Source organism: Cohnella panacarvi Gsoil 349 (assembly GCF_000515335.1).
GTDB lineage: Bacteria > Bacillota > Bacilli > Paenibacillales > Paenibacillaceae > Cohnella > Cohnella panacarvi.
This window is the reverse complement of the sequence record NZ_KI911563.1, coordinates 2,876,936-2,902,390: the sequence shown is the minus strand read 5'-3', so window position 1 is coordinate 2,902,390 and position 25,455 is coordinate 2,876,936. Positions and strand designations below refer to the sequence as shown.

Sequence of the window (25,455 nt, the reverse complement as noted above, 5' to 3'; positions counted from 1 at the left end):
GGCATGAGACCGGACCGATTACCGAAGCGCTGGGTTGAGACCAGCAACGATAGTAACCGTAGATCCTGAAGCTCCACAATACGTCGCCCGGAGGGCCCTCGCAAGAGGGCTCTTCGTTATTTCTTGGGAAATATTGTATCGCCCGCCTCGCACTGCTTTGTGCGATATTTCGTACAAACTCAACCCGGTGGCGGAGAGGGTGGGATTCGAGTCCCTGGGTCTACGAACATGTCCCCCGGACATGTCCGCTTTACGACCCGTTCTCATCCCACCACGCCATCCAACAAAAAAGCGACCCCGTTGGGATCGCTCGTTCATTTTTTGTTGGATGGCGGAGAGGGTGGGATTCGAACCCACGCACGCCTTGCGACGCCTAGATGATTTCGAGTCAACCCCCTTGGACCACTTGGGTACCTCTCCGCAGCAAGAAGTATCATATCACAGATCAATCGTGCTTGCAAGCGGTCAGAGAAGCATGGAAAGCTTTGCTATCCCTGCTCCTCTAGATCGTCCTCCGATGCTGCAGATGCCGCGGATCGAAGCACTTTTTTGAACCCTTTTTCGAACTTGGCCCGGGGCAGCAGAATGCTGTGTTTGCATTTTACGCATTTGATCCGAATGTCCATCCCCATGCGAATAACTTCCATTTCGTTAGCCCCGCACGGATGCTGCTTTTTCATTTGTACGATATCCCCAAGCTCGAATACCTTACGCTCCATCTCAAGCTCCTCCCGTTCGATCGACCATATCAGCCCGTTGTTGAATGGTCATCATGCGCTGGTACGGGGCCGCAATGCCGTTGTCCTCGAATACGCGTTTGACCTCTTCGTTGATCTTCCTCGTGACGACGGATTGGGTATTCGGTCTGCACTCCACCGTAACCCTCAAAGTAATGCCCTGCGCGTTCATCGTTTGTATGCCGAGCAATTCCGGCGTGTTAACGATATTCGGGTCTTCGAACTTTACGAGCACGCCTCTGACGATTTCCATCGCTTGGCTGACCTGCTCTTCGTACGCAATGTTCACGTCGATCACCGCGATCGCGTTGTTCACCGAGTAGTTCGTCACTTCGACGATCGAACCGTTCGGGATAATGTGAATCTCCCCGGTCCAGCTTTTAATCCTCGTCGCCCGCAAACCGATCATCTCGACCGTTCCTTTGAAATTGCCCGTCTGAATGACGTCGCCTACGGCGAACTGGTCCTCCAGAATAATGAAGAAGCCCGTAATCACATCTTTAACCAAGCTTTGGGCTCCGAAACCGATCGCGAGTCCGATCACGCCCGCACCAGCCAATAGCGGCGCCAACTGGATGTTAAACTCTCCGAGCACAAGTAGAATGACGACGAAGTTGATCGTATACCCTGCCGCATTCTTCAGCAGCCGTCCTAACGTCTGTACGCGTCTTGTCCTGAGCTTCAGACGGCTCGTTTCGCGTTCGCTGGTGACGTGATCGATGAAACGGTTCAGGATCATAAGGACAAGGCGACTAACGATAAGGATGAGCACAATTCGGCCAATGACCGTCGCTGCCGACGTCCACATCTGCGTATCCTCGATCTTGTCCCTCATTCTATCGATGAACTGCTCCCACAGATTTCCTTTAGAAGTCGTAAATTCGATTATGTTCTCGCCATCCATCGCCATTGTCCCTCCTCTTCCTTATGCGATCTGATCGTACCCGTCAGCGGTTTTCTCGAAAAGTCCTCTGATCTCCACGTTCTCCGAGACGATAATCTGCTTCACTTGCTCCAACTCCTCGGAAGGGAAAGCGATAGATAACGCGCAACCTGCGGTGATTTCCTTCGGAGTCGGGCAAATATCGATCTCGATGTCCGCGTACTCGAGCAACATCTCTGCGCGAAGCGCTTGCTGCGTTGAATCGAAAGCTATCAATAGAGGCATCATTCTGCTGTCCCCTCGTTATTTCAACTTAGCCGCCCGCAATAAGTATAAAAGAACGGCCCCGTCCATATACTAGTAACATGATATGGGAGGAGGCGAGGCGGACGGATGAACGGCTTATGGGAGAAACGTCCGGGCACTGCGACCGATTCGGCAGCGCTCTCTTTGAAGATTCCTTATAACGAACCTACTGTCTTACATCGATTATCCCACAAAGTTGAGCAGTATCTCGGAGGCTTGTCCCAAGAACGTCGGATCATCGTCGTATGCGTAGGCACGGACCGTTCGACCGGAGATTCGCTCGGTCCGCTCGTCGGGACCGCGCTCGCGCGCGAGAACAGCAACCTATACGACCTCTACGGCACGTTGGAAGAACCGGTTCACGCCATGAACTTAGGGGACACGCTTCTGAAAATCTTGCGTTCGACTCGCCAGCCGTTCGTTATCGCCGTCGACGCCTGTCTTGGACAAGTATCCAGCGTAGGATGCATCCAAGTCGGATCTGGACCGGTACGTCCCGGCGCCGGCGTCAATAAGGAGCTTCCTCCGGTAGGAGATATTCACATGACCGGCATCGTGAACGTAGGCGGTTTCATGGAGTATTTCGTGCTGCAGAATACGCGTCTGAACCTCGTCGTTAAAATGTCCGAAATTATCGCCCAAAGTATCTCGAAAGCCATACATAACGCGCGGAACGCGACTATTCCTTTTGCATTGCCTGATTAATCGCCGTTTTCTCCTCCGGGGTTAGCATATATGCGGATTGGCCTTTATCGATCGGCTTCGCGTATAGGAACGTTTGTTCCCTTCCGTGAATACCGGTGATCACGACTCCGTCTTGCGCTTCATTGACTAACGCAACGGAGAAGCTAAGGTCGCTTCCGGAATCAGAGAAAGCGTTAAATCGATGGACGCCGATTCGCCCTTTCAGGGCGGCAAGGCGTCTTTCGTGCTTTCCAAGCGATGCTTGATGCTCGTTAAGCTTTCCGTCCACTTCGGCAAGATGCTGATGGACCGCATGCATGACGTCTTCGATATTCGTAACGCCCGTATCTCCCATTAGTTGCTGGTGCGCCTTCTTCAGCTTGCTCAATCTGCTCGACAATCCGATCACGACGAGCAATACGACGATTAACAATAACCCTTCGCCGGCTGCGACTGCCATCGCAACTTGATCATTCCAACCGCTCATATTTCCTGTCTCCCCCATGTATGAAACTATCGATTTTCTCTATTAGCGATTCAATGTTCGTTTGATTTGCTTGACCGCTTCTATCATGCTTACGATTTCCGATTCGGTTGTAAAATATCCGGGACTTGCGCGTACCGCACCGGTTTCGCCCGAACCCGCCGTATCATGTCCAAGCGGCGTGCAGTGAAAACCAGCCCTTACCGCGATGCCGAATTGTTGATCGAGCAAGAACGCCATCTCCGATGGATCAATGGCTTCGACGATGAATGATACGATCGCCGTCCGATCGACTCCGGGCTCCGGACCGAGGATCGTAATGCCGGGTTGAGCGAGCAGCCCTTCCATCAACATCGTGGTAAGATGCTTCTCTCTTGCATGAATGGCTTGTACCGTTTCCTTCTGAATGAAGGCTACCCCTTCGGCTAGACCCGCGATTCCAACCGTGTTAGGCGTTCCTGCCTCGTATCGGTCCGGCCTTACCGTAGGCTGTTCCGGCGCTTCCGACTTACTGCCCGTCCCCCCGTGCATCAGCGGCTCCAAGTCGATATCGGGATGAATGTACAACCCGCCAGTTCCTTGCGGTCCCAACAACCCCTTGTGACCCGGGAAAGCAAGCAGGTCGATCCCCATGCTTCCTATATGAATCGGAAGCACGCCCGCGCTCTGAGCCGCATCGACAAGCAACTTCGCACCGCTCTTCGCGGCGATCTCCGCAAGCGATTCGATAGGCGTAATACTGCCGAGCAGGTTTGAGCTATGGGTAGTTGCGATCAGCTTCGTGTTCGGTTTCATCGCGGACGCTACATGCTTAAGATCAAGCGTACCTCTCGCGTCCGTCGCCACATAAGTGACTTCGATCCCTAGCTTACGTTTTAATGCTTCAAGCGGTCGCCGCACGGAGTTATGTTCGATTGAAGTCGCGATCACGTGGTCCCCCGGATTCAACAACCCTTGGATGGCCATGTTCAATGCATGCGTCGTATTGTTCGTAAAAGCAATGTCGTTCGGATTGCCGATTCCGAGCAACTTCGCGAGCCGCTTGCGAGTCTCGAACAGCGTTCTACTCGCCTTCACGGCCATCGCATGCCCACCGCGCCCAGGGTTCGCCGCGCTCTCGCGCATGACCCTCTCCATCGCTTCCCATACAGCCGGAGGCTTCGGCCAGCTTGTCGCAGCGTTATCTAAATAGATGAGCGGTCTATCTTGGCTCATGTTCTAACACCGTCCCAACATAGAGATAGCATACCTAAGTTTAATCCTTCCATTGGAAGAATACAACTCAGGTATGCTATCTATTCATTCAATCAAGCCATCGCTTTTAACAGCTCTAACAATCGTTCTAGATCGTTCTTCCCGAAGTAGGACAACTCGATTTTCCCTTTGTCTTTGTTCGACTTAATCTTAACCGTCGTCTTGAACATCTCTCGAAGAGATTCCTCGACCTGCTCGATATAAGGATCGCGCTTCTTCGCTTTCGACTTAACCGCTTTGCCTTTGGCTTTGACTTCGACGTTCTGCACCGCTTCTTCAAGCTCGCGTACGCTCCACTCGTTCGTCACCGTCAGTTTGGCCAATTCGCGTCTCTTCGCATCTTCTTTGACGCCGGCTAGCGCACGGGCATGTCCCATCGATAATGTTCCACGTGAAACATGATCCTTGATTTCCTCGGGCAACGTCAGCAACCGAAGGAAGTTAGCAATGTGCGATCGCGACTTCCCTACTTTGAGCGACAACTCTTCTTGCGTCAAATTGAATTGGTTCATGATCGCTTGGTAGGCGATCGCCACTTCAATCGCGTTCAAGTCCTCGCGCTGAACGTTCTCGATAAGCGCGATTTCCATCACTTGTTGATCATTATAAGTTCTAACGACCGCGGGAATCGTCGGATTACCGAGCAATTGCGAAGCACGGAATCGTCGTTCGCCTGCGATAATCTCGTATCCTCTTAAGGCTTGGCGAACGACGATCGGTTGAATGACGCCATGTTCGCGAATCGATTCAGCCAATTCCTTGATCGCTTCTTCATCGAACGTTTTGCGAGGCTGATAGGGATTGGCTCGCAACTGCGCCAATGGGATTTCAACGACCTTATCGTCTTCCTTGATCGACAGCGAAGTAATTAAAGCGTCGAGCCCTTTACCTAGCCGCTTGCTCATACGTAATCACTTCCTTCGCCAGCTCGAGGTACACCTCGGCACCTTTGGACTTCGGATCGTACGTAATAATCGATTGTCCGTGCGACGGAGCTTCGCTCAGACGTACGTTGCGCGGAATAACCGTCTGATACACCTTCTGCTGGAAGTACTTCTTCACCTCTTCGATGACTTGGATGCCGAGATTCGTTCTCGCATCGAACATCGTCAGAAGAACGCCTTCAATCTGCAAAGAAGTATTCAGGTGTTTCTGGACAAGACGAATCGAGTTAAGCAACTGGCTTAACCCCTCTAACGCATAATACTCGCACTGGATCGGAATCAGGACGGAATCCGCAGCCGTAAGCGAGTTGATCGTCAGAATGCCCAGCGAAGGCGGACAATCGATCAGAATATAATCGAACTCGCTGCGGACGAGTCCGAGCGCCTTCTTAAGCCGAATCTCGCGGGACATCGTCGGCACCAATTCGATCTCGGCACCGGCCAACTGGATCGTAGCTGGGATGATCTTCAGATTGGGCACGGCCGTATCCGCAATCGCTTGCTTCGGATGCACCTCATTAATGAGAACATCGTATATGCAATAGTTCACGTCCGCTTTGTTAATGCCGATACCGCTTGTCGTGTTGCCTTGCGGATCGATATCAACGATCAACACTTTGCGTCCAAGAGAAGCCAGGCATGCGCCCAGATTAACGGCCGTAGTCGTTTTACCGACTCCGCCCTTCTGGTTGGATACCGCAATGATTTTAGACAAACCCGTTCACCTCAATGTTAACTTCCGTATATTAAGCTTTCCGTTTCGGAATTAGGATGGTGATCTCGTAATGATCTTCGAGGTCCTTCTCGCTTGCTTTAATCGGGATCCCGGAGCCATTAACCATATCGACCGACTGACGAATCGTATTAACGGCTAGACGCACGTCTTTACTGAAGGAAATCCGCTTCTTCTTCTCCGGTTTAGCCGCTGCCGTGTAGAACGCGACTCGCGCTTCCGTCTGCTTTACGTTCAACTCTTTCTCGATGATCTCGTTAAGCAGCTTATTCTGCATATCTTCGTTAGGCAGTGACAACAGCGCCCTGGCATGCCTTTCCGTGACCTTCCGCCCGAGCAACGCCTGTTTAACGGTGTCGCCTAACTGAAGTAGGCGAATTTTGTTCGCGATCGTCGATTGGCTCTTGCCGAGCCGTTGCGCTAAGCTTTCTTGCGTTAACTGGTGCAGATCGATCAGTTTCTGATAAGCAATCGCTTCTTCCAGCGCAGACAGTCCTTCGCGTTGCAAGTTCTCGATTAGTGCAATCGAAGCCGCTTGCGAGTCGTTAATCTCCCGAACGATCGCTGGAATATGATCCAATCCAAGCTTCGTGACTGCACGCCAGCGGCGTTCGCCCGCGATAAGCTCGAATTTGCCGTTCCGGACGCGCACGACGATCGGTTGAATAACGCCATGCGTCTTAATCGTCTGACACAATTCATCGATGCGGTCGTCATCGAACACGGACCTGGGTTGATACGGGCTTGGAACGATGTCCTTAACCGCGATCTGTTTTACTTCTTCTTGATTGGTACGGTCGGACAAGCCGAGTAAACGCGAGAATGGTTCTCTCATCTCTCTCTGATCACCACGTTCAATAGATTAGGCAAGGATAACCGGCTGCAGCCCACACACGGAAGGCATACACGTTTATGGGGGCTATACGACAATGAAATTCCGTGCAACCTATTCATTCCAATTACCGTAAAACACAATCCGCCCATAGCGACGAAAAAGCGCCGCCAGTTCACGCTCGAAATCGCATGAATGCGGCACATTACTCTAGTAACTATTATATTCGACTTAAACAGCCTTATTTCCTGCTTCTGAAAAAACTTTCATGCATTTTACAACTTAACAATACCATACGTACAATTCGTATTAAAGCATAAAAATGTTCCACGTGGAACACGTCCGTAAGACGGGAATGTTTCACGTGGAACATCGTATGCAAATATCCGTTTGCTAGAGTGATAGACCTTGCACGCTCGGCTTAACTAAAGGCGATTTCAGCGGAACTCCCGCTTTGCGCGGATAAGTCGGTGGCGTAGCGCTCGTCTTCGCGATAAGCAGTAAATGCCGGTCCGCGCCCTCGGAAGGAAGTTGCATCTGTTCGACTCGAACGAGGCTGCCGTTCAACTTATCGATACTATACTTGCTTTCCGAGAGTTCCTCCGAGATATCCGTCCCTTTCATGGCGACGAACGTGCCCCCTGCTTTCACGAACGGGAGGCAAAGTTCGTTCAGCACCGCTAACCGTGCGACGGCTCTGGCCGTAACGATATCGTATTGATCTCGATGCGCTTTCAGTCTCGCCACATCTTCCGCTCTTCCATGAATAGGGCTCACGCCCGCGAGTGCCAGTCGAGAGGCCACTTCTTCGAGAAATCGAATTCGTTTCGCTAAAGAATCGATGATCGTTACTTTGAGATGGGGAAAAGCGATAGCAAGCGGGATAGAAGGAAATCCTGCTCCTGAACCGATATCCGCGAGAGAGGAAACTTCGTTGAAATCGACGACTTTCGCAAGCGTCAGCGAATCGTAGAAATGTTTCTCGTATACCGCGCCGCGTTCCGTAATCCCCGTTAAGTTCATCTTCTCGTTCCATTCCACCAGGAGCGAGAAGTATGTCTCGAATTGCTCAAGCTGTTGCTCGGACAGAGCAATGCCGAGCATAGCGAGTTGTTCCGTGAAAAGTTGCTGCGTCGCGTCCATCATTGACCTCCGGCAGCTGCAGCCGTAACACGATTATAGTGCTCCAGGTGTACGAGCAGAATGGAGAGATCTGCAGGCGTTACGCCGGAAATGCGCGATGCTTGCCCGATCGAAAGCGGACGCACCTTCGCGAGCTTCTGCTTCGCTTCCATCGCGAGTCCGTTAATGATGTCGTAGTCAATATTGTCGGGAATGCGCTTTTTCTCCATTTTCTCAAGCTTCTCCACTTGCAATAATTGCTTCTCGATATAGCCCGTGTATTTCACTTGGATTTCGACTTGTTCCTTCATATCCTCCGTCAGTTCGACCGGTGACGGTGCCAGAGCTTCAAGGTGACGATACGTTACCTCAGGTCTTCTAAGGAGTGTCAATCCGTCAGTCGTGTTCTGCAACGGCGCGGAACCGCATTCCGCCAGCATCGCTTGCACCGCTTCGTCCGGACGGAACTTCGTTTCTTTCAGGCGCTCGATTTCGGCCTCTACTCGTGCTTTCTTATCGAGGAATTTATCGAAGCGTTCCCGTCCGATCAGACCGATCTCATGACCGATCGGGGTGAGACGCAAATCCGCATTGTCATGCCGAAGCAACAGCCGATACTCGGCTCTCGAAGTCAACAGCCGATAAGGCTCGTTCGTCCCCTTCGTCACCAGGTCGTCGATCATAACCCCGATATAGCCTTTGGAACGGTCTATTATGACAGGCTCTTTGCCTTGTACTTTACGAGCGGCATTAATCCCTGCCATGATCCCTTGCCCCGCCGCTTCTTCATAGCCGGACGTTCCGTTAATCTGGCCCGCGGTAAACAACCCGCCGACCAACTTCGTCTCGAGAGACGGCCACAATTGGGTCGGCACGACGGCATCGTATTCGATCGCATACCCGGTACGCATCATATCAACTTTCTCAAGACCTGGAATCGATCTTAGAATGTTAAGCTGAACGTCTTCCGGCATGCTCGTCGAAAGTCCTTGCACATAATATTCCTTCGTGTTGCGACCTTCCGGCTCTAGGAAAATTTGGTGTTTCGGTTTGTCGGCGAACCGTACGATCTTGTCCTCGATCGAAGGACAGTAGCGCGGTCCTGTTCCTTCGATCACACCGGTGAACATCGGCGCCCGATGAAGGTTGTCGTTAATAATCTTATGCGTCTCTTCGGACGTATAAGTCAACCAACACGGGAGTTGCGTCTCCGAATGGGCTTCGTACTCCGTCTCATAGGAGAAATACTTCGGTTTCGTGTCGCCCGGTTGAATTTCAGTTTTGCTGAAATCGATCGTATCCTGATGAACCCGCGGCGGCGTACCCGTCTTAAAGCGCGCAAGCTGGAACCCTTCGCGCTTCAACGCTTCCGATAGCTTCACGGCAGGCTGCTGATTATTCGGACCGCTCTCGTACATCAGTTCGCCGAGAATCACTTTTCCGCGCAGGTAGGTGCCTGTCGTTATGACGACCGCTTTCGCTCCGTATTCCGCGCCTGTCTTCGTAATAACACCTTTGCACTGGCCGTCTTCAACGATCAGATCGTCGACCATGCCTTGGCGCAGCGTCAGATGCTCTTGCTTCTCGATCGTCTCTTTCATCGTATGCTGATACAGGAACTTATCCGCTTGCGCTCGAAGCGCGTGTACGGCTGGACCTTTACCCGTATTGAGCATCCTCATCTGAATGAACGTCTTATCGATATTACGTCCCATCTCACCGCCGAGCGCATCGATTTCCCTTACGACATGCCCTTTCGCCGGTCCGCCTACCGACGGATTGCACGGCATGAAAGCAACCATATCCAGATTGATCGTCAAGAGCAGCGTCTCGCAACCCATTCTAGCCGCAGCTAGCGCCGCTTCGCATCCGGCATGGCCGGCGCCGATCACAATCACATCGTATTCTCCTGCACGATATCCCATACCCGGTCCCCTCCTTGCTTATCGCTTCATTATTATTTGCCCAGACAAAACTGGGAGAAAATTTGATCGAGCAACGAATCGCCCGCGGCATCGCCAAGAATACCTCCAAGCGACTCCCATGCCGCCGCGATGTCAATCTGAATCAGATCGATGGGGACGCCCTCGTGCGTCGCCGATATGGCATCTTCCAGCGATTGTCTCGTCTGATGCAGCAACGCGATGTGCCTTGCGTTGCTCACATAAGTTATATCACCCGACTCGACTTCGCCGCTGAAAAATAACTTTGACACCGCATCTTCCAACGCCTCGACACCGCTTCCCTCTTTCGCGGATAGCTGCACGATTCGCTCTCCGTCGAAATCGGCTTCAATCTCGGCAAGCTCCAATTGACTTGGCAAATCCATCTTATTCACAACGACGATCGTCGGGCGATCCTTCAATTGCTTAAACAGAGTACGCTCGTCTTCATGCAACGGCTCATGATTGTTCAGAACGAGAAGAATCAAGTCCGCATCCTCGATCGCGCTCCGCGATCTTTCGACGCCTATCCGTTCAACGACGTCGCTCGTCTCGCGAATACCCGCGGTATCCAGAAGTCTTAACGGAATACCGGATATCGAGACGGATTCCTCGACGATGTCTCGAGTCGTTCCCGCAATATCCGTAACGATCGCTTTATTATCCCGCGCTAACGCATTTAATAAAGAAGATTTACCCGCGTTCGGACGCCCGACGATTACGGTTACGATACCTTCTCTCAGTATTTTGCCTTCATCCGCCCGTTTTAGCAGCTCTCTCACCCGTTCGAGAAGATCGCTGCAATTCATGCGAATGTGACTCGTTGTAACCTCTTCGATATCGTCGTCCGGATAATCGATATTCACTTCGACATGCGCGAGCAGTTCGATAAGCTGCTGCCGCATCGGCAGAATCAACTTAGATAACGCCCCGCCTGCCTGCTTCTGCGCAACCTGAAACGCGCGATCCGATTTAGAGCGAATGAGATCGATTACCGCCTCGGCTTGAGCAAGATCGATTCGGCCGTTCAAGAACGCACGCTTCGTAAATTCCCCCGGCTCAGCCATTCTTGCTCCGCTGCGAAGGATCAGTTCAAGCACCGACTTTACCGCCACGATGCCGCCATGCGTGCTCACTTCGACGACATCCTCGGCCGTAAACGATCTTGGTCCTCTCATTACCGTGACGAGTACTTCGTCTAGTACGGTATTCGTCCTTGGGTCCGCAATCCATCCGTAATGTACCGTATGCGTCTGCGCTTCCTTTATATCCGACTTCGATCGAAACACCTTCGCTACGGTGTCGATTGCCTCTGGCCCGCTCACTCGCACGACCGCGATACTGCCTTCCCCTAGCGCGGTCGAAATCGCAGCAATCGTATCCTCAATCATCTGAATCCCTCATTCATACCCTGATCATTAATGCCTCTGAATCGACAAAAACGCAATGACCTCCTGATTACGGAAGCCATTGCGATGCATACTGATACGTTCAGTTACTTCGGCGCGATCACGATTCGCCGATTCGGTTCGTCGCCTTGGCTGTACGTTCTGACATCCGGATGCGTCTGCAGCCAAGCATGTATGATCTTACGTTCATGAGACGTCATCGGCTCAAGAACGATTTCCTTGCGCGATCGAACAACTCTCGTTGCCATACGATCCGAGAGCGCTTCTAGCGTCTGCCTGCGACGCTCACGGAACTGCTCGGCATCCAGTACGATTCGAAGATGGCGGCTAGAGTGGCGATTTGCCACGATGTTAGCCAAGTATTGCAGAGAATCCAAAGTTTGCCCGCGTCTGCCGATCAGAATGCCGAGATCATTGCCGGTAAGGTTGATCCTCACCGCTTCGCTTTCATCGATCCTCTCGACGGACACGGATAGTTCCATTGCTGCTGCGACTTCGCGAAGAAAATCGATCGCTTCTTCGATCCCGTCCGGCTGTAATGTAAGCTCTACTTTCGCATCTCTGGCTCCGATGAGCCCGAACAATCCCTTGCTTGGTTGTTCCAATACCGTAACATTCACGCGGTCTTTCTCTACGCCCAATTGGGATAGGCCGCTCTGAATCGCCTCTTCTACCGATTTACCTGATGCCAGCAGCTTTTTCATTTGGCACGGGCCCCTTTGTTTCTTGGTTTCGGAGAATTGTTGTTATTGGACTTCTTATTCGATGGCGGCGGCGTGTCTCCAGCCGGCTCCGTCTTAGGATTACGTCTGTACATGAAGTAGTTTTGGATAATCGTATAAATGTTGCTGTAAATCCAGTACAGAGGCAAAGCAATTGGGAAATTGATCGCCATGACGAAGATCAGAATCGGGAAGATGTAGATAATCCCCTTCATCGGACCGGCCATCGTCTGTTGCGCCGACATCATCAGAGATTGAATGAATGTCGTTGCGGCCGCTATAATCGGTACAATATAGTAGTACCACTCGCCATCGTTCGGCGAAATGCCGAGCTGCAGACCGAGGAAAGTATGTTCCCTAATCTCAATGTTTTTGTTGATCGACGTATACAGAGCGATGAAGATCGGCATCTGGACAATCAGCGGTAAACATCCGGCCAGCGGATTGACTTGGTGCGTCTGATACAGCTTCATCATTTCTTCTTGCTGTTTTTTCGGGTCTTCCTTGTACTTCTCGCGAATCTTCTTCATCTCTGGCTGCAACGCCTGCATCGCTTTCGTGTTCTTATACTGCTTGATCATGAGCGGAAGAATGACCGTTCTCACGATGATCGTAAGCAGAAGAATCGATAATCCGTAAGATCCGCCGAACCATTCGGCGAACGTATCAAGCATCTTGGAGAAATAATAGACGACGTTCTTCGTCCACCAAGAACTGCTATTAGCCATCTCGTCCGTAGTTACGGCAGTTGTAGATGGCGTACATCCAGACAACAAAGCCATCAGCGCTAACGCTCCGCCGATAACCCACCATTTGCGATTTCGCAACAAGCTTGAAAACTCCCCTCTTCTCAACCAGCACATCTCATCAGATGTACGCGACTTATCCTGTTAAACGCAGGATGCTACATGTACACTATACCATAAGAAGAAAGCCAAAAGAAAGCGCTGGCTCGTCCTCTCCACCGTTCGGGAAAGTTCGTTCATCCTGCGCTTTCATTTAGGTGCGTCCGGCTTCTTTTTATGCGGCGGACCCGATCTTCTGCTTGAATGCATCCCACGCGACTGTTGATTCGCGGGCGTCGATCCCTTCAACAACCCCGCTTTGCGAAGCACATGCAGAATGCTACCTTCCATCTCTTTATAAGGAAGAGACAGCGCCGGCTTGCGAACGATCAAGATCAAATCCATATCCTCAAGCAGCTTTCCCGCGTTCAGCCGTACGATCTCCTTCACCATTCTTCGCAACCTGTTCCTTACGACCGCTCCCCCCAGCTTGCTGCTGGCGGACACCCCCATCCGAAAAGTCCCTTGCCCCCCTCGCTTACGCCAATAAACGACGAATTGCGAGTTCGCGAACGATCGGCCGTAACGATAGACGGTATTGAAATCCTCTCTTTTACGAAGGCGCAGTTTCCTATGCATCTCTCACCGCTCCATCAATCCCTTTATAAGAAAAAAAGACCACCCGAGTGGTCTTTACGATTATGCCGTCAATACTTTGCGGCCTTTTTGGCGACGAGCTTTCAGAACTTTACGTCCGTTTTTGGAGCTCATGCGGCTACGGAAACCGTGAACCTTCTTGCGTTTGCTCACGTTCGGCTTAAATGTTGGACCCATGATTTCAACCCCCTTACTTGCAAACTCACGTTTTATTATTAAACCATGAAGCCGCCCAAAAGTCAAATAAAATGCGCCATTCCAGCTTTTCACTTATGCACATGTGAATAAAAAAGAAGTCGAATTTCGAAAATAGTTGAACCCTGTCGAAGCTTCGCACATCTTATTCACAATATGTAGTGCTGTGCACAGAATTCGTCCACAAGTGCTTGAGTTTGTGGATAACAGGGGGAATTTCGTTGAATTTAGAGGGTTTGTCTGCTATGATTAGACATGTCTTTTCCAGTGGATTTCTTCCTTTCGACCTCGATTTATTAACACCCTGTGTATAACATTGTGAACAAACCCTGTTATTATTGGACATCGTATAAAAGAATTCAGTGATTTCTGTGGATAACTGATCGAAACACCACCTTTTCGACTTTTCCGCTCTCTTCACTTGTCCTCGGAATGGGTTAAAGGAGTGAAATTCGCGTGGACAACCGCAACAACGAGATCTGGCAACAGGTGTTGTCGGTCATCCAAACCAAGCTCAGCAAGCCAAGCTTCGACACCTGGTTCAAATCGACGAAAGCCAATTTCCTTAACGATAACGCCGTTATCATTACCGCTCCTACGACATTCGCCGTAGAATGGCTTGAGAACCGATATACGAAGCTGGTTTCTTCGACTTTGTCTGAATATATAGGAAGGCCTGTGGATATTAAATTCGCGATCGAAGAGGTCCGTACCGTAGAGCCCCCGGCGCCGTTCCCGCAAGTTCCGGCCGTCCGACAACCGCAGACCGAAGAAATCAACATGCATATGCTGAATCCGAAATATACGTTCGATACGTTCGTCATTGGCGCGGGTAACCGGTTCGCTCACGCTGCGTCGCTTGCCGTCGCCGAAGCGCCGGCTAAAGCTTACAATCCTTTCTTCCTATATGGAGGCGTAGGATTGGGCAAAACCCACCTTATGCATGCGATCGGCCATTATATATTGGAACATAACCCGCATATGAAAGTGCTTTATCTTTCATCCGAGAAGTTCACGAACGAATTCATCAACGCCATTCGCGACAATCGCGGCGAAAGCTTCCGTAACAAGTATCGGAACATCGACGTGCTGCTGATCGACGATATTCAGTTCCTGGCAGGTAAGGAAGGGACGCAGGAAGAATTTTTCCATACGTTCAACGCCCTGCACGAGGAACACAAGCAAATCGTCATCTCCAGCGACCGTCCGCCGAAGGAAATCCCGACGCTTGAGGAACGTCTTCGCTCCCGGTTCGAATGGGGTCTCATCACCGATATTCAACCGCCGGATCTCGAGACGCGAATCGCCATTCTGCGCAAGAAGGCGAAAGCGGAGAATCTCGACATTCCGAACGAAGCGATGATGTATATCGCGAATATGATCGATTCCAACATCCGCGAGCTCGAAGGCGCCCTTATCCGTATTGTTGCCTATTCTTCTCTAACAAATCAGGATATATCGTCGCACCTGGCGGCCGAAGCGCTGAAAGACATTTTGCCGACCGGACGCAACAGGCTCATCACGATGCAGGATATTCAGCAGCGGGTTGGAGAGTATTACGGACTCAAGCTCGAGGACTTCAAGGCTCGCAAGCGAACGAAAGCGGTGGCCTTCCCTAGGCAGATCGCCATGTATCTGTCCCGGGAGTTAACCGACTACTCGCTGCCTAAGATCGGGGAAGCGTTCGGAGGAAGAGACCATACGACCGTCATTCACGCGCACGAGAAGATTTCGCAGCAACTGAAAGTCGACCAGGATCTCTACAAAATTATCAACAGTCTGACGGAAAAGATCAAAAATTTAACTTAACAATGACGTAGCGCCTATGCACAAAGCATACACATGTGGATAGGCGTTATTTTCGAGCTTTTAATCACTTATCCACATATTCACGTCGCCTACTACGACTTTAATAATTAAACATGCTACAATAAGATGACATTTAACGAGGTGACCCCATGAAATTGACGATATTGCGCGGCGAACTGAACGAAGCGATTCAGCACGTCTCGAAAGCTGTCGCATCGCGGACGACGATTCCGATTCTAAGCGGCATTAAAGTGGATGCGGGTTATAACGGCGTAACGCTGACGGCAAGCGACACCGATATTTCGATTCAAAGCTTTATTCCGCTTGAAACCCAAGAGAAGACGATCGTGACCGTCGATCGTACGGGTAGTGTCGTGCTGCCGGCTAAATTTTTCGTCGAGATCGTCAAGAAGCTTCCCCATGAAGAAGTTCATATTGAAGTCGGAGAGCGTTTTCAGACGTTGATTCGTTCCGGAGCGACGGAAATTCAGCTTGTCGGCTTGGATCCGGAAGAATTCCCTATTCTTCCTTCGATTCAAGAAGATCAAGTCGTTACGATTCCCGGCGATTTGCTTCGCGATATGATCAGACAGACGGTATTCGCGGTTACGACGAACGAATCGACGCCGATTCTAACCGGGGTACTATGGAATTTACAGGACGGCTATTATAAGTTCGTAGCGACGGATCGCCACCGTCTGGCAAGCCGTACGGCGAATGTCAACGCAGGCGACGTTCGTTTCTCGAACATTGTTATCTCCGGCAAGACGCTGAACGAATTGGCTAAGATCGTACCGGATCAGAACGTTAACGTGGATATTGTCGTCGCGGATAACCAAGTGCTGTTTAAGCTTGGCAACGTCCTGTTCTATTCGCGTATGTTGGACGGGACCTATCCGGATACTTCCAAGATTATTCCGCAATCGTTCAAAACAGAACTGATTCTTAATACAAAACAGCTCAGCGAAGCGATTGATCGCGCTTATTTGCTTTCCCGGGAGGAGAAGACGAACATTGTTCGCCTAATAACGACCGATACCGGCGGCATCGAAATTTCATCGAGCTCTTCCGAGTTGGGGAAAGTAACGGAGCAACTCGACGTTACCGAGCTGCGCGGCGAACCGCTGAAGATCGCTTTCAACTCCAAATATATGATCGATGTTCTTAAAGTGCTCGATTCCGAAGAGCTGTTCATCGGTTTTACCGGCGCGATGAGCCCGATTATTATCAAACCTCGCGACCACGAGAATAGCCTATTCCTCATTCTTCCATACCGAACGACGAACTAAGGAGAGCGGAAGATGAAAAGTATCGGAATATCGACGGAATACATTACGCTCGGACAGTTTCTGAAACTGGCCGACTGCATCAGCACGGGCGGCCATGCGAAGTTTTTCCTTCAAGAGACGAAAGTACTCGTTAACGGAGAGCCGGACAATCGCAGAGGGCGCAAACTGGTCGTCGGAGATCAGATCGAGGTAGAAGGCTGCGGCACGTTCATCGTAAGCGCCCGGTAACTGGGAAGGGGAACCTCATGCAGTTAAAAAGCTTGGAGCTTCACGGCTATCGCAACTACGATACGCTGAAGCTGGCCACGGAATCCGGCGTCAACATCTTCATCGGTCCGAACGCGCAAGGGAAGACGAACCTCATCGAAGCGATTCACGTGTTGTCTCTGACGAAGTCCCATCGGACATCCAAAGACAAGGAATTGATCGGCTGGAATCAATCTACGGCGATCATTCGCGCGGAGATGGAGAAGCGTCACGGCGATGTCAGGCTGGAACTGCAGGTGTCGGCGCAAGGCAAAAAAGCGAAGATTAACGGGCTCGAGCAGCGCAAGCTAAGCGGCTTCGTGGGTACGCTTAACGTTGTTCTGTTCGCGCCCGAGGATCTGGATATCGTCAAGGGAGCACCGGGAGTGCGCCGCCGATTCATGGACATGGAGATCGGCCAGGTGCATCCCGGTTATTTGCACGACATGCAGCAATATCAGAAAATATTGCAGCAGCGGAACAATTACTTGAAATCGACCGACAGCCGGAACGCATCGCCGGAAATGCTCGAGGTCTGGAACGAGCAGCTTGCTACTTACGGTGTTAAAATGATGCAGAAAAGGAAAAACTTTATTGTAAATCTACAAAAGTGGGCGGAGAAAGTCCATGCTGGAATAACGGGTGGAACGGAGCTTCTCACCGTGGATTACAAGCCTTCGTTCGGCGAGTCGATTGGAACGCAAGCCCAAGTTGATCCTTCTTTATTCCAGCAATTTATGTTAAAGTTAACACAGGGCAAGGAACAAGAATTTAGGCGGGGCATGACGCTGACGGGACCTCACCGGGATGACCTTACGTTCGCCATTAACGGCAAGGACGTACAGTCGTTCGGATCGCAAGGACAGCAGCGTACGGCTGCCTTATCGCTTAAGCTTGCAGAGCTTGAGCTCATGCACGAAGAGTTGGGCGAATATCCGCTCTTGTTGCTCGACGACGTGCTCTCGGAACTCGATCAGACCAGGCAGACGCAGCTGATCGAAACTTTTCAGAGCCGTGTACAGACCTTTATTACGACGACAGGTCTGGAGAGCGTAAATATGAGCAGATTGAAGGATGCATCCGTTTTTCACGTGAGGAACGGACAATTGCTGCGGTAATGCCAAGGGGCGAAACTCATGTATATTCATTTGGGCGGGGAGAAGATCATTCGAACGTCACAAGTCGTGGCGATCTTCGATATATCCATCGAGCAATCCTCCAAGCTGTCTCGGCAATTCGTAGCCCAGGCTCAGAAGAACAAGGAAATAGAGACGATCGGCGAAGAAGATCCTAAATCGATCGTCGTCACCGAAGGCAAAGTATATTATTCTCCGATTTCAACGTCCACGCTTAAGAAAAGAGCGCATCATCTGGACGATCTGAAAGGTTAAGACGATAACGGCATCGGCAACGTTAAGAAGGCGGTGGAAGGTTTGTCCGTAAATTCGCAGCAGAATACGACGTACGACGAAAGTCAGATTCAGGTCTTGGAAGGTTTGGAAGCGGTACGCAAACGTCCGGGAATGTACATCGGCTCTACGAGCGGCAAAGGCCTGCACCATCTCGTATGGGAAGTCGTAGACAATAGTATTGACGAGGCGCTGGCAGGCTATTGCACGCGAATCGACGTTTTCGTCCATCAAGATAATAGCATTACCGTCATCGATAACGGCCGGGGTATTCCGGTCGGAATGAACACGAAGCTGCAGAAATCGACGCTTGAAGTCGTATTGACCGTCCTTCACGCGGGCGGCAAGTTCGGCGGCGAAGGCTATAAGGTATCCGGCGGTTTGCACGGAGTAGGCGTATCGGTCGTAAACGCGTTGTCCGAGCTTGTCGTCGTAACGGTTAAACGGGAAGGCCAAATTCATCAACAAGAATACCGACGCGGCGTGCCTCAATATGATGTGAAGGTGATCGGAGATACCGAGGAGACCGGCACCCAGACTCATTTCAAGCCGGATCCGGAGATTTTCACGGAAACGATCGTATTTGATTACGACGTGCTCGTCGGACGTATTCGCGAGCTGGCGTTCCTGAATAAAGGCATCGAGCTCAACTTGACCGACGAAAGAACCGGCATGAGCGATTCCTTCAAGTACGACGGGGGCATTATCGAGTTCGTCCAGCATTTGAACCGCAATCGCGAGGCGCTGCACGAGACGCCGATCTTCGTCGAAGGCTCGAAGGATTATATTCAATGCGAAATCGCGATGCAATATAACGATAGTTATTCCGAGAATCTGTATTCCTTCGCGAACAACATCAACACGCATGAAGGCGGAACGCACGAGTCCGGCTTCAAGAGCGCGCTGACGCGGATCATTAACGATTACGCGCGCAAGATGGGTTTTATTAAAGACAGCGATTCGAATTTATCCGGAGACGACGTGCGGGAAGGACTAACGGCGATTATATCCGTCAAAATTCCTGAACCCCAGTTCGAAGGACAGACGAAGACGAAGCTCGGCAACAGCGAAGTACGCGGAATCGTCGAATCTCTGTTCAGCGAGAAGCTGCTGCAGTTCTTGGACGAGAATCCGACGGTCGCTCGCAAGATCATGGATAAATCGCTCCAAGCCGCAAGAGCGCGCGAAGCCGCGCGTAAAGCACGCGAGCTGACCCGTCGCAAGAGCGCGCTAGAAGTCAGCTCTCTGCCAGGCAAGCTCGCGGACTGTTCTTCCAAGGACGCTTCGATCTCCGAACTGTACATCGTCGAAGGGGACTCCGCCGGCGGTTCCGCCAAGCAAGGTCGCGATCGTCACTTCCAGGCGATCCTGCCGCTTCGCGGTAAGATCTTGAACGTCGAGAAATCCCGGCTGGATAAGATACTGTCCAACTTGGAGATCCGCGCGATCATTACGGCATTGGGTACGGGGATAAGCGACGACTTCGATATTACGAAGGCGCGTTATCATAAGATCGTCATTATGACCGACGCCGACGTCGACGGAGCGCATATCCGCACGCTGCTGCTAACCTTCTTCTATCGTTATATGCGTCAGCTCATCGAAGAAGGATACGTCTATATCGCGCAGCCGCCATTGTTCAAGATCGAACGGAATAAAGTCGTTCGTTACGCGATGAACGAGAAGCAACGCGACGAGATCATCGCCGAATTCGGCGAAGGCTCGAAGCTGAGCATTCAGCGGTACAAAGGCTTGGGAGAGATGAATGCCTCTCAGCTATGGGAGACGACGATGGATCCGGACAGCCGGACGATGCTTCAAGTGCGGATCGAAGACGCGATCAAGGCCGATATGATGTTCGATACGCTGATGGGCGACCAAGTCGAGCCGCGGCGCGAGTTCATTCAACAGTACGCGAAGTTCGTGAAAAACTTGGACGTTTAACGAATCGATCATAACGATAGCCAAAGGGGTATCTCTTGTAGGAGATACCCCTTGCGATTAAGCTTTGCGTTTGCGGTTACGTGTGGAGTAACGGCCATACGCTACCGCGTAGGCGAACATCCTTCGGAATGTCGACTGGTTCGGCAGTTTACGGAACAAAAAGACGTCAGGAAGCGTATTAACCTCGAGAATCCACGGCTTCAATTGTTCATCCAGAGCGATATCGACGCCGATCTCTTTGAGCCTGGGGAACTTTCTTTCCAGGGTCGCGGCGACTTTAACGCCATGCTCCCGCAGATTGGCCTGCAGCTCGTTGATCTGTTCCGAAGCAAGGGTCGGCGCCAACAGTTTTTCGACGGGGAGCGGTGTTCCGCCGCTGTGGTAGTTGGTTACGATTTTGCGCGGATGGGACAGCCTCCCGATCATGCCAGTCGTCTCCCACTTGTTTGCCGGATTTTTCTGTACCATCACCCTAAGATCGAATCGCCGGTTATTGTACTTAAGCAGATGTATGCCTTGTTGGGCGAGATAGGCCCGGTTTCTCTTGACGGCCAGCAACTTGCCGTACATACGATCGAACGAGTCGAAGCGGTATTTGCGTTCTCCGGATTGAAAGAAGTAGGGCTTTGCCCCTCCGGCCGATTTCTCGACGCGGATGACGCCTTTGCCGAAAGTTCCTTTGACGGGTTTCACGTAGATCATGCCGTACCGATCAAGCATGTTGCGGACGGTCTGCTCGCTGAAGCTTCGCGTATCGGGCACGAATGCTTGCAGATCGGCATCGGCAAGAAGGGCGTCCGTCTTTGCTTGTTTGCTTTGGACGCGCTGGATCGACATCTGCGTTCATCCAACCTTTCCCTTCGGCAATATGGTATAATGGAATTACTAATAATCTATGACGAAACGCGCTAAGCGGTGTGCATCTATCACGATGCGCGACGTTTGCACGACGGATCAGTCTCATGGACTAAGGAGGATCTATCTTCATGTCGGAAGAACAACGCTCTCACATTATCGATCGCGATATCGGGGTCGAAATGCGGGAATCGTTCATGGATTACGCGATGAGCGTTATCGTCAGCCGTGCTTTGCCGGACATTCGCGACGGTCTTAAGCCGGTTCAAAGACGTATTCTATACGCCATGTCCGAGCTTGGCATGGCACCGGACAAGCCATATAAGAAATCGGCGAGAATCGTAGGGGAAGTCATCGGTAAGTACCATCCGCACGGCGACTCCGCGATTTACGAAGCGATGGTGCGTATGGCGCAAGATTTCTCGCTCCGATATATGCTTGTCGACGGGCACGGCAACTTCGGTTCCATCGACGGCGATATGGCGGCTGCCATGCGGTATACGGAAGCAAGGCTTTCCAAGATCGCCATGGAGATGCTTCGCGATATCAATAAAGAAACGATCGACTACAAGCCGAACTACGACGGCGAAGAGCAAGAACCGGTCGTATTGCCGGCGCGTTATCCGAACTTGCTCGTTAACGGCAATACGGGGATCGCGGTCGGTATGGCTACCAATATCCCGCCTCACAACCTTCGCGAGGTCATCGAGGGAGCTCAGGCGCTTATCCGAAATCCGGAGCTTAACTCGTATGACCTGATGGAGTTTATTAAAGGTCCCGACTTCCCGACAGCGGGTTACATACTCGGGACGGTGGGAATTCGCCAAGCGTATGCGACGGGCCGCGGTTCCGTTACGATGCGGGCGAAAGCCGAGATCGAAGAAGTGAACGGCAAGGCGCGCATCATCGTGCAAGAGCTTCCTTACCAAGTCATTAAAGCAAGATTGGTAGAGAAGATCGCCGAGCTCGTGCGCGAGAAGAAGATTGACGGCATTACCGACCTTCGCGACGAATCGGACCGCAACGGCATGCGCGTCGTCATCGAATTGCGCCGTGACGTTACGCCGACGGTCGTGCTGAACAATCTGTACAAGCAAACTCAAATGCAATCCACGTTCGGTATCAATATGCTTGCGCTCGTCAACAACGAGCCTAAGATACTAAACCTGCGGGATATGTTGCATCACTATATCGAACACCAAGTCGAAGTCATTCGCCGCCGGACGGAGTACGATCTGAAGAAAGCGGAAGCGCGCGCCCACATTCTCGAGGGCTTGCGCATCGCGCTTGACCATCTCGACGAAGTCATCGCGCTCATTCGCGGATCCCGCACGGCGGACGAAGCGCGCGAAGGCTTGATCACTCGCTTCGGACTCTCCCATGAGCAAGCTCAGGCGATTCTCGACATGCGCCTGCAACGCTTGACCGGGCTGGAGCGCCAGAAGATCGAAGACGAATACAACGAGCTGATGGTTAAGATTGCCGAATATAAAGCGATCCTCGCGGATGAATTGCTCGTGCGCGACATTATCCATTCGGAGCTTGAGGAGATCAAGGATCGTTTCGGAGACGATCGCCGCACGGAGATTACGATCAGCGACGACGAAATTCTGGACGAAGACTTGATTCCGCGCGACGACGTCGTTATCACGATGACGCATTCGGGTTACATCAAGCGCCTTCCGGTTTCGACGTACCGCAGCCAGAAGCGCGGTGGACGCGGCATTATGGGAATGGGGACGAAAGAGGATGATTTCGTCGAAACGCTGTTCATCTCCAACACCCACCACTTCCTGTTGTTCTTCACGAACAAAGGTCGCGTTTTCCGGCTTAAGGCTTATGAAATTCCGGATCTGAGCAGAACCGCTCGCGGAACTCCGATCATTAACCTCATTCAGATCGAGCAGGGCGAGACGATTAACGCGGTTATTCCGGTCGAAGCATTCGAACCGAACAAGTATCTGTTCTTCGCGACTCGGAACGGGGTCGTTAAGAAGACGCCGCTCGACGACTATTCGAATATTCGTAAAGTCGGCTTGATCGCGATCTCGCTTCGCGAAGACGACGACTTGATCGGCGTCAAGCTGACGGACGGCGCCCGCGAGATCATTATGGGTACGAGCCAAGGGATGTCGATCCGTTTCTCGGAAGAAGACGTTAGATCGATGGGGCGTTCGGCAACCGGCGTTAAGGGAATTCAACTGGATGACGACGATAAAGTCATCGATATGGACGTCGTCGATCCGGATCAGGACGTGCTCATCGTAACGGCCAAAGGCTACGGCAAACGTACGCCGATGACCGAATACCGCACCCAGACGCGCGGCGGCAAAGGAATCAAGACGCTTAACGTAACGGATAAGAACGGCGCGATCGTCGGGCTCAAAGTCGTGAACAACGAGGAAGATCTGATGATCATGACGACTTCCGGCACGCTCATTCGGACGAGCATGGCGGGAATCAACACGATGGGTCGTATTACGCAAGGCGTTAAGCTGATTAATATTCGGGATGAGGATTCCGTTGCTACGGTCGCGAGAGCGCCGCGCAGCGAAGACGATACCGAATCGGAAGAAGCCGAAGGAGAAGTTGAAGGCGAGCAGACCGAAAGCTAGTCTGCTCTCGCCGTGCACGCATCCAGGGAGGGTTGAAGCATGCCTGTATTACCCGTCATGCAAGCGCAGCCGGGAGATAGACTTGCAACGGATGTTCAGACCGCGCTTGGAAGCGTGCTGATGGAGAAAGATCGCGCGCTCTCCGAACGAGACTTGGAAATTCTTCAAGCGTTCCTCATTTCAACCGTAGATATTCGCAGAGCGGGATTGGAAGAGAAAGAAGACGACACGGAAGCGGAGGACAGCTCCGACAAGCAAGAGGTGAAGCTTTCCTCCTTGCAGCGGCAGTTCCTGGAGATGGAACGGTTGCTCAGACGGACGATGTCTATGGTCGCCTCCGGTCAGAAAATCCCGGTTCTTGATCTTCGCAACGGACTTAATGCTTTGCTTGAATTCAAGGATGAATATAATGTACTGACGTTCTACCTTCCTCCGTTCGAAGGAGGAGAAAACATACTCGTTCGAAATAGCGTACTGTGCGCGCTGACCTCGTATCACTTGGCGAAGTGGAACAAATTACCGGAGAAAGACTTGCTTCAGATCGCCATGGCTGGTCTGTTGCACGATATCGGGAATTTCAAGGTGGACGAGGCGATCCTTCGTAAACCTTCGCGTCTCACGAACGATGAGTTGCAAGAGGTTCGGCAGCATACGATCTACGGGTTCCGGCTGCTGGAGAATGTTACGGGACTCAACTCTGGCGTATGGTTATCCGCGCTGCAGCATCATGAGCGGATCGACGGCAGCGGTTATCCGATGAAGGTCAAGGGCGACAAGATTCATCCGTACGCCAAGATCGTATCGATAGCGGATATGTATCATGCGATGACTTCGAATCGCAACTACCGTAAAGCGGAGTCGCCGTATTTGGTGCTAGAGGAGTTGTATGCGAACTCTTTCGGCAAGCTGGAGCCGGTATACGTTCAGACGTTCATCGAGAGAACGACGCAATTCCATAACGGTGCGGTCGTACGATTAAACGACGGGCGCATAGCCGAGATCGTATTTACCGACCGGAACAATCCAACGCGCCCGATGGTATCGGTACACGGCCAGATTATTAACTTGGCTCAGCAGCGGCAACTGTTTATCGTAGAAGTGTTTGCGACGAATTAATGTGATGATAGAGGGACCGGGATCGGGGCGAATGCCTAGAATCCCGGTTTTTTGTTATACAGCGAGGAAGGCCAAAATATTTATAAGATAATGCTTGCATTGATTCGCCAATCGTGATATATTATTTGAGTCGCCGCTAACGCGGTGGCCGCGAAAATGCAACGAAGTTTGTTCTTTGAAAACTGAACATCGAGCGTAATTTACGGTAATAAAACGTTCACTTCGGTGAACAAACCAGCAATACAGATTGAGCCGAAAGGCTCTTCGATAAAAGGTTCAACTTTTATGGAGAGTTTGATCCTGGCTCAGGACGAACGCTGGCGGCGTGCCTAATACATGCAAGTCGAGCGGAGTTATCCCTTCGGGGATAGCTTAGCGGCGGACGGGTGAGTAACACGTAGGCAACCTGCCCACAAGACCGGGATAACATTCGGAAACGAATGCTAAGACCGGATACGCAAGCCCGGGGCATCTCGGGCTTG

The 25,455-nt window shown here is 51.6% G+C and carries 25 protein-coding genes and 1 tRNA gene; 9 read left to right on the top strand and 17 right to left on the bottom strand.

What is annotated here, in order from left to right:
* Nucleotides 1-329: 329 nt before the first annotated feature.
* The 4 genes from COHPA_RS0113940 to COHPA_RS0113925 all read right to left on the bottom strand — a co-directional run bounded on the left by COHPA_RS0113940 (nucleotide 330) and on the right by COHPA_RS0113925 (nucleotide 1,908).
* A tRNA-Ser gene (locus tag COHPA_RS0113940) sits at nucleotides 330-420 on the bottom strand.
* A gap of 68 nt (nucleotides 421-488) precedes the next feature.
* Entirely contained in the window at nucleotides 489-719 is a 231-nt protein-coding gene (locus COHPA_RS0113935; RefSeq protein WP_027086773.1) for a DUF951 domain-containing protein, read from the bottom strand.
* A gap of 1 nt (nucleotide 720) precedes the next feature.
* Complete coding sequence (locus COHPA_RS0113930; RefSeq protein ID WP_035119520.1) at nucleotides 721-1,647, bottom strand: mechanosensitive ion channel family protein; 927 nt, start codon at nucleotides 1,645-1,647, stop codon at nucleotides 721-723.
* A gap of 15 nt (nucleotides 1,648-1,662) precedes the next feature.
* Nucleotides 1,663-1,908 carry a putative Se/S carrier protein gene (locus COHPA_RS0113925; protein ID WP_027086771.1) on the bottom strand — a complete coding sequence of 82 codons (246 nt, stop codon included), beginning with the start codon at nucleotides 1,906-1,908 and terminating at the stop codon, nucleotides 1,663-1,665.
* A gap of 105 nt (nucleotides 1,909-2,013) precedes the next feature.
* Between COHPA_RS0113925 and yyaC the strand changes: the two genes are divergently transcribed.
* Nucleotides 2,014-2,631, top strand: a complete 618-nt coding sequence (gene yyaC, locus COHPA_RS0113920; RefSeq protein ID WP_027086770.1) for a spore protease YyaC — start codon at nucleotides 2,014-2,016, stop codon at nucleotides 2,629-2,631.
* Here the strand turns inward: yyaC and COHPA_RS0113915 are convergent.
* The 12 genes from COHPA_RS0113915 to rpmH all read right to left on the bottom strand — a co-directional run bounded on the left by COHPA_RS0113915 (nucleotide 2,606) and on the right by rpmH (nucleotide 13,672).
* The gene (locus COHPA_RS0113915; RefSeq protein WP_027086769.1) at nucleotides 2,606-3,097 is read right to left on the bottom strand and encodes a DUF4446 family protein; all 492 of its coding nucleotides are present in this window, start codon (nucleotides 3,095-3,097) and stop codon (nucleotides 2,606-2,608) included. The genes yyaC and COHPA_RS0113915 overlap by 26 nt on opposite strands.
* Nucleotides 3,098-3,139: 42 nt before the next feature.
* On the bottom strand, nucleotides 3,140-4,309 hold the full coding sequence (locus COHPA_RS0113910) for an aminotransferase class V-fold PLP-dependent enzyme (protein ID WP_027086768.1): 1,170 nt from the start codon (nucleotides 4,307-4,309) through the stop codon (nucleotides 3,140-3,142).
* A 92-nt stretch (nucleotides 4,310-4,401) separates the two neighbouring features.
* A complete protein-coding gene (locus COHPA_RS0113905) occupies nucleotides 4,402-5,253 on the bottom strand; it encodes a ParB/RepB/Spo0J family partition protein (protein WP_027086767.1) in 852 nt (283 codons plus the stop codon).
* On the bottom strand, nucleotides 5,234-6,007 hold the full coding sequence (locus tag COHPA_RS0113900; RefSeq protein WP_027086766.1) for a ParA family protein: 774 nt from the start codon (nucleotides 6,005-6,007) through the stop codon (nucleotides 5,234-5,236). The genes COHPA_RS0113905 and COHPA_RS0113900 overlap by 20 nt, the downstream gene beginning before the upstream one ends.
* Before the next feature lie 31 nt (nucleotides 6,008-6,038).
* The gene (gene noc, locus COHPA_RS0113895; protein ID WP_027086765.1) at nucleotides 6,039-6,860 is read right to left on the bottom strand and encodes a nucleoid occlusion protein; all 822 of its coding nucleotides are present in this window, start codon (nucleotides 6,858-6,860) and stop codon (nucleotides 6,039-6,041) included.
* 390 nt (nucleotides 6,861-7,250) lie between these two features.
* Entirely contained in the window at nucleotides 7,251-8,000 is a 750-nt protein-coding gene (gene rsmG, locus COHPA_RS0113890) for a 16S rRNA (guanine(527)-N(7))-methyltransferase RsmG (RefSeq protein WP_027086764.1), read from the bottom strand.
* Nucleotides 8,000-9,904: a tRNA uridine-5-carboxymethylaminomethyl(34) synthesis enzyme MnmG gene (mnmG, locus tag COHPA_RS0113885; RefSeq protein WP_027086763.1), complete on the bottom strand. Its 1,905-nt coding sequence runs from the start codon at nucleotides 9,902-9,904 to the stop codon at nucleotides 8,000-8,002. The genes rsmG and mnmG overlap by 1 nt, the downstream gene beginning before the upstream one ends.
* A 32-nt stretch (nucleotides 9,905-9,936) precedes the next feature.
* Nucleotides 9,937-11,313 carry a tRNA uridine-5-carboxymethylaminomethyl(34) synthesis GTPase MnmE gene (gene mnmE, locus COHPA_RS0113880; RefSeq protein WP_027086762.1) on the bottom strand — a complete coding sequence of 459 codons (1,377 nt, stop codon included), beginning with the start codon at nucleotides 11,311-11,313 and terminating at the stop codon, nucleotides 9,937-9,939.
* A gap of 104 nt (nucleotides 11,314-11,417) precedes the next feature.
* The gene (gene jag / locus COHPA_RS0113875; RefSeq protein ID WP_027086761.1) at nucleotides 11,418-12,035 is read right to left on the bottom strand and encodes an RNA-binding cell elongation regulator Jag/EloR; all 618 of its coding nucleotides are present in this window, start codon (nucleotides 12,033-12,035) and stop codon (nucleotides 11,418-11,420) included.
* A complete protein-coding gene (locus COHPA_RS0113870; RefSeq protein ID WP_425393708.1) occupies nucleotides 12,032-12,835 on the bottom strand; it encodes a YidC/Oxa1 family membrane protein insertase in 804 nt (267 codons plus the stop codon). The genes jag and COHPA_RS0113870 overlap by 4 nt, the downstream gene beginning before the upstream one ends.
* Before the next feature lie 213 nt (nucleotides 12,836-13,048).
* Nucleotides 13,049-13,477 carry a ribonuclease P protein component gene (gene rnpA, locus COHPA_RS23525; RefSeq protein WP_027086759.1) on the bottom strand — a complete coding sequence of 143 codons (429 nt, stop codon included), beginning with the start codon at nucleotides 13,475-13,477 and terminating at the stop codon, nucleotides 13,049-13,051.
* Between the two features lie 60 nt (nucleotides 13,478-13,537).
* On the bottom strand, nucleotides 13,538-13,672 hold the full coding sequence (gene rpmH, locus COHPA_RS0113860; protein ID WP_027086758.1) for a 50S ribosomal protein L34: 135 nt from the start codon (nucleotides 13,670-13,672) through the stop codon (nucleotides 13,538-13,540).
* A 474-nt stretch (nucleotides 13,673-14,146) separates the two neighbouring features.
* Between rpmH and dnaA the strand changes: the two genes are divergently transcribed.
* The 6 genes from dnaA (at nucleotide 14,147) to gyrB (ending at nucleotide 20,387) form a co-directional block, all read left to right on the top strand.
* Nucleotides 14,147-15,499 (top strand): chromosomal replication initiator protein DnaA, encoded by a 1,353-nt coding sequence (dnaA, locus tag COHPA_RS0113855; RefSeq protein WP_027086757.1) that lies wholly within the window; start codon nucleotides 14,147-14,149, stop codon nucleotides 15,497-15,499.
* A 149-nt stretch (nucleotides 15,500-15,648) separates the two neighbouring features.
* Nucleotides 15,649-16,788: a DNA polymerase III subunit beta gene (dnaN, locus tag COHPA_RS0113850; RefSeq protein WP_027086756.1), complete on the top strand. Its 1,140-nt coding sequence runs from the start codon at nucleotides 15,649-15,651 to the stop codon at nucleotides 16,786-16,788.
* 12 nt (nucleotides 16,789-16,800) lie between these two features.
* A complete protein-coding gene (gene yaaA, locus COHPA_RS0113845) occupies nucleotides 16,801-17,016 on the top strand; it encodes a S4 domain-containing protein YaaA (RefSeq protein WP_027086755.1) in 216 nt (71 codons plus the stop codon).
* Nucleotides 17,017-17,033: 17 nt separating this feature from the next.
* A complete protein-coding gene (gene recF, locus COHPA_RS0113840; RefSeq protein ID WP_027086754.1) occupies nucleotides 17,034-18,152 on the top strand; it encodes a DNA replication/repair protein RecF in 1,119 nt (372 codons plus the stop codon).
* 18 nt (nucleotides 18,153-18,170) lie between these two features.
* Nucleotides 18,171-18,425 (top strand): extracellular matrix regulator RemB, encoded by a 255-nt coding sequence (gene remB / locus COHPA_RS0113835; protein WP_027086753.1) that lies wholly within the window; start codon nucleotides 18,171-18,173, stop codon nucleotides 18,423-18,425.
* Nucleotides 18,426-18,467: 42 nt separating this feature from the next.
* Nucleotides 18,468-20,387 (top strand): DNA topoisomerase (ATP-hydrolyzing) subunit B, encoded by a 1,920-nt coding sequence (gene gyrB, locus COHPA_RS0113830; protein WP_027086752.1) that lies wholly within the window; start codon nucleotides 18,468-18,470, stop codon nucleotides 20,385-20,387.
* 57 nt (nucleotides 20,388-20,444) lie between these two features.
* Here the strand turns inward: gyrB and COHPA_RS0113825 are convergent, their stop codons facing one another.
* Complete coding sequence (locus COHPA_RS0113825; RefSeq protein WP_027086751.1) at nucleotides 20,445-21,224, bottom strand: YheC/YheD family protein; 780 nt, start codon at nucleotides 21,222-21,224, stop codon at nucleotides 20,445-20,447.
* 149 nt (nucleotides 21,225-21,373) lie between these two features.
* Here COHPA_RS0113825 and gyrA point away from each other — a divergent pair, with 149 nt between their 5' ends.
* Nucleotides 21,374-23,857: a DNA gyrase subunit A gene (gene gyrA / locus COHPA_RS0113820; protein ID WP_027086750.1), complete on the top strand. Its 2,484-nt coding sequence runs from the start codon at nucleotides 21,374-21,376 to the stop codon at nucleotides 23,855-23,857.
* 39 nt (nucleotides 23,858-23,896) lie between these two features.
* Nucleotides 23,897-24,973: an HD-GYP domain-containing protein gene (locus COHPA_RS0113815; RefSeq protein WP_027086749.1), complete on the top strand. Its 1,077-nt coding sequence runs from the start codon at nucleotides 23,897-23,899 to the stop codon at nucleotides 24,971-24,973.
* Nucleotides 24,974-25,455 lie beyond the last annotated feature (482 nt).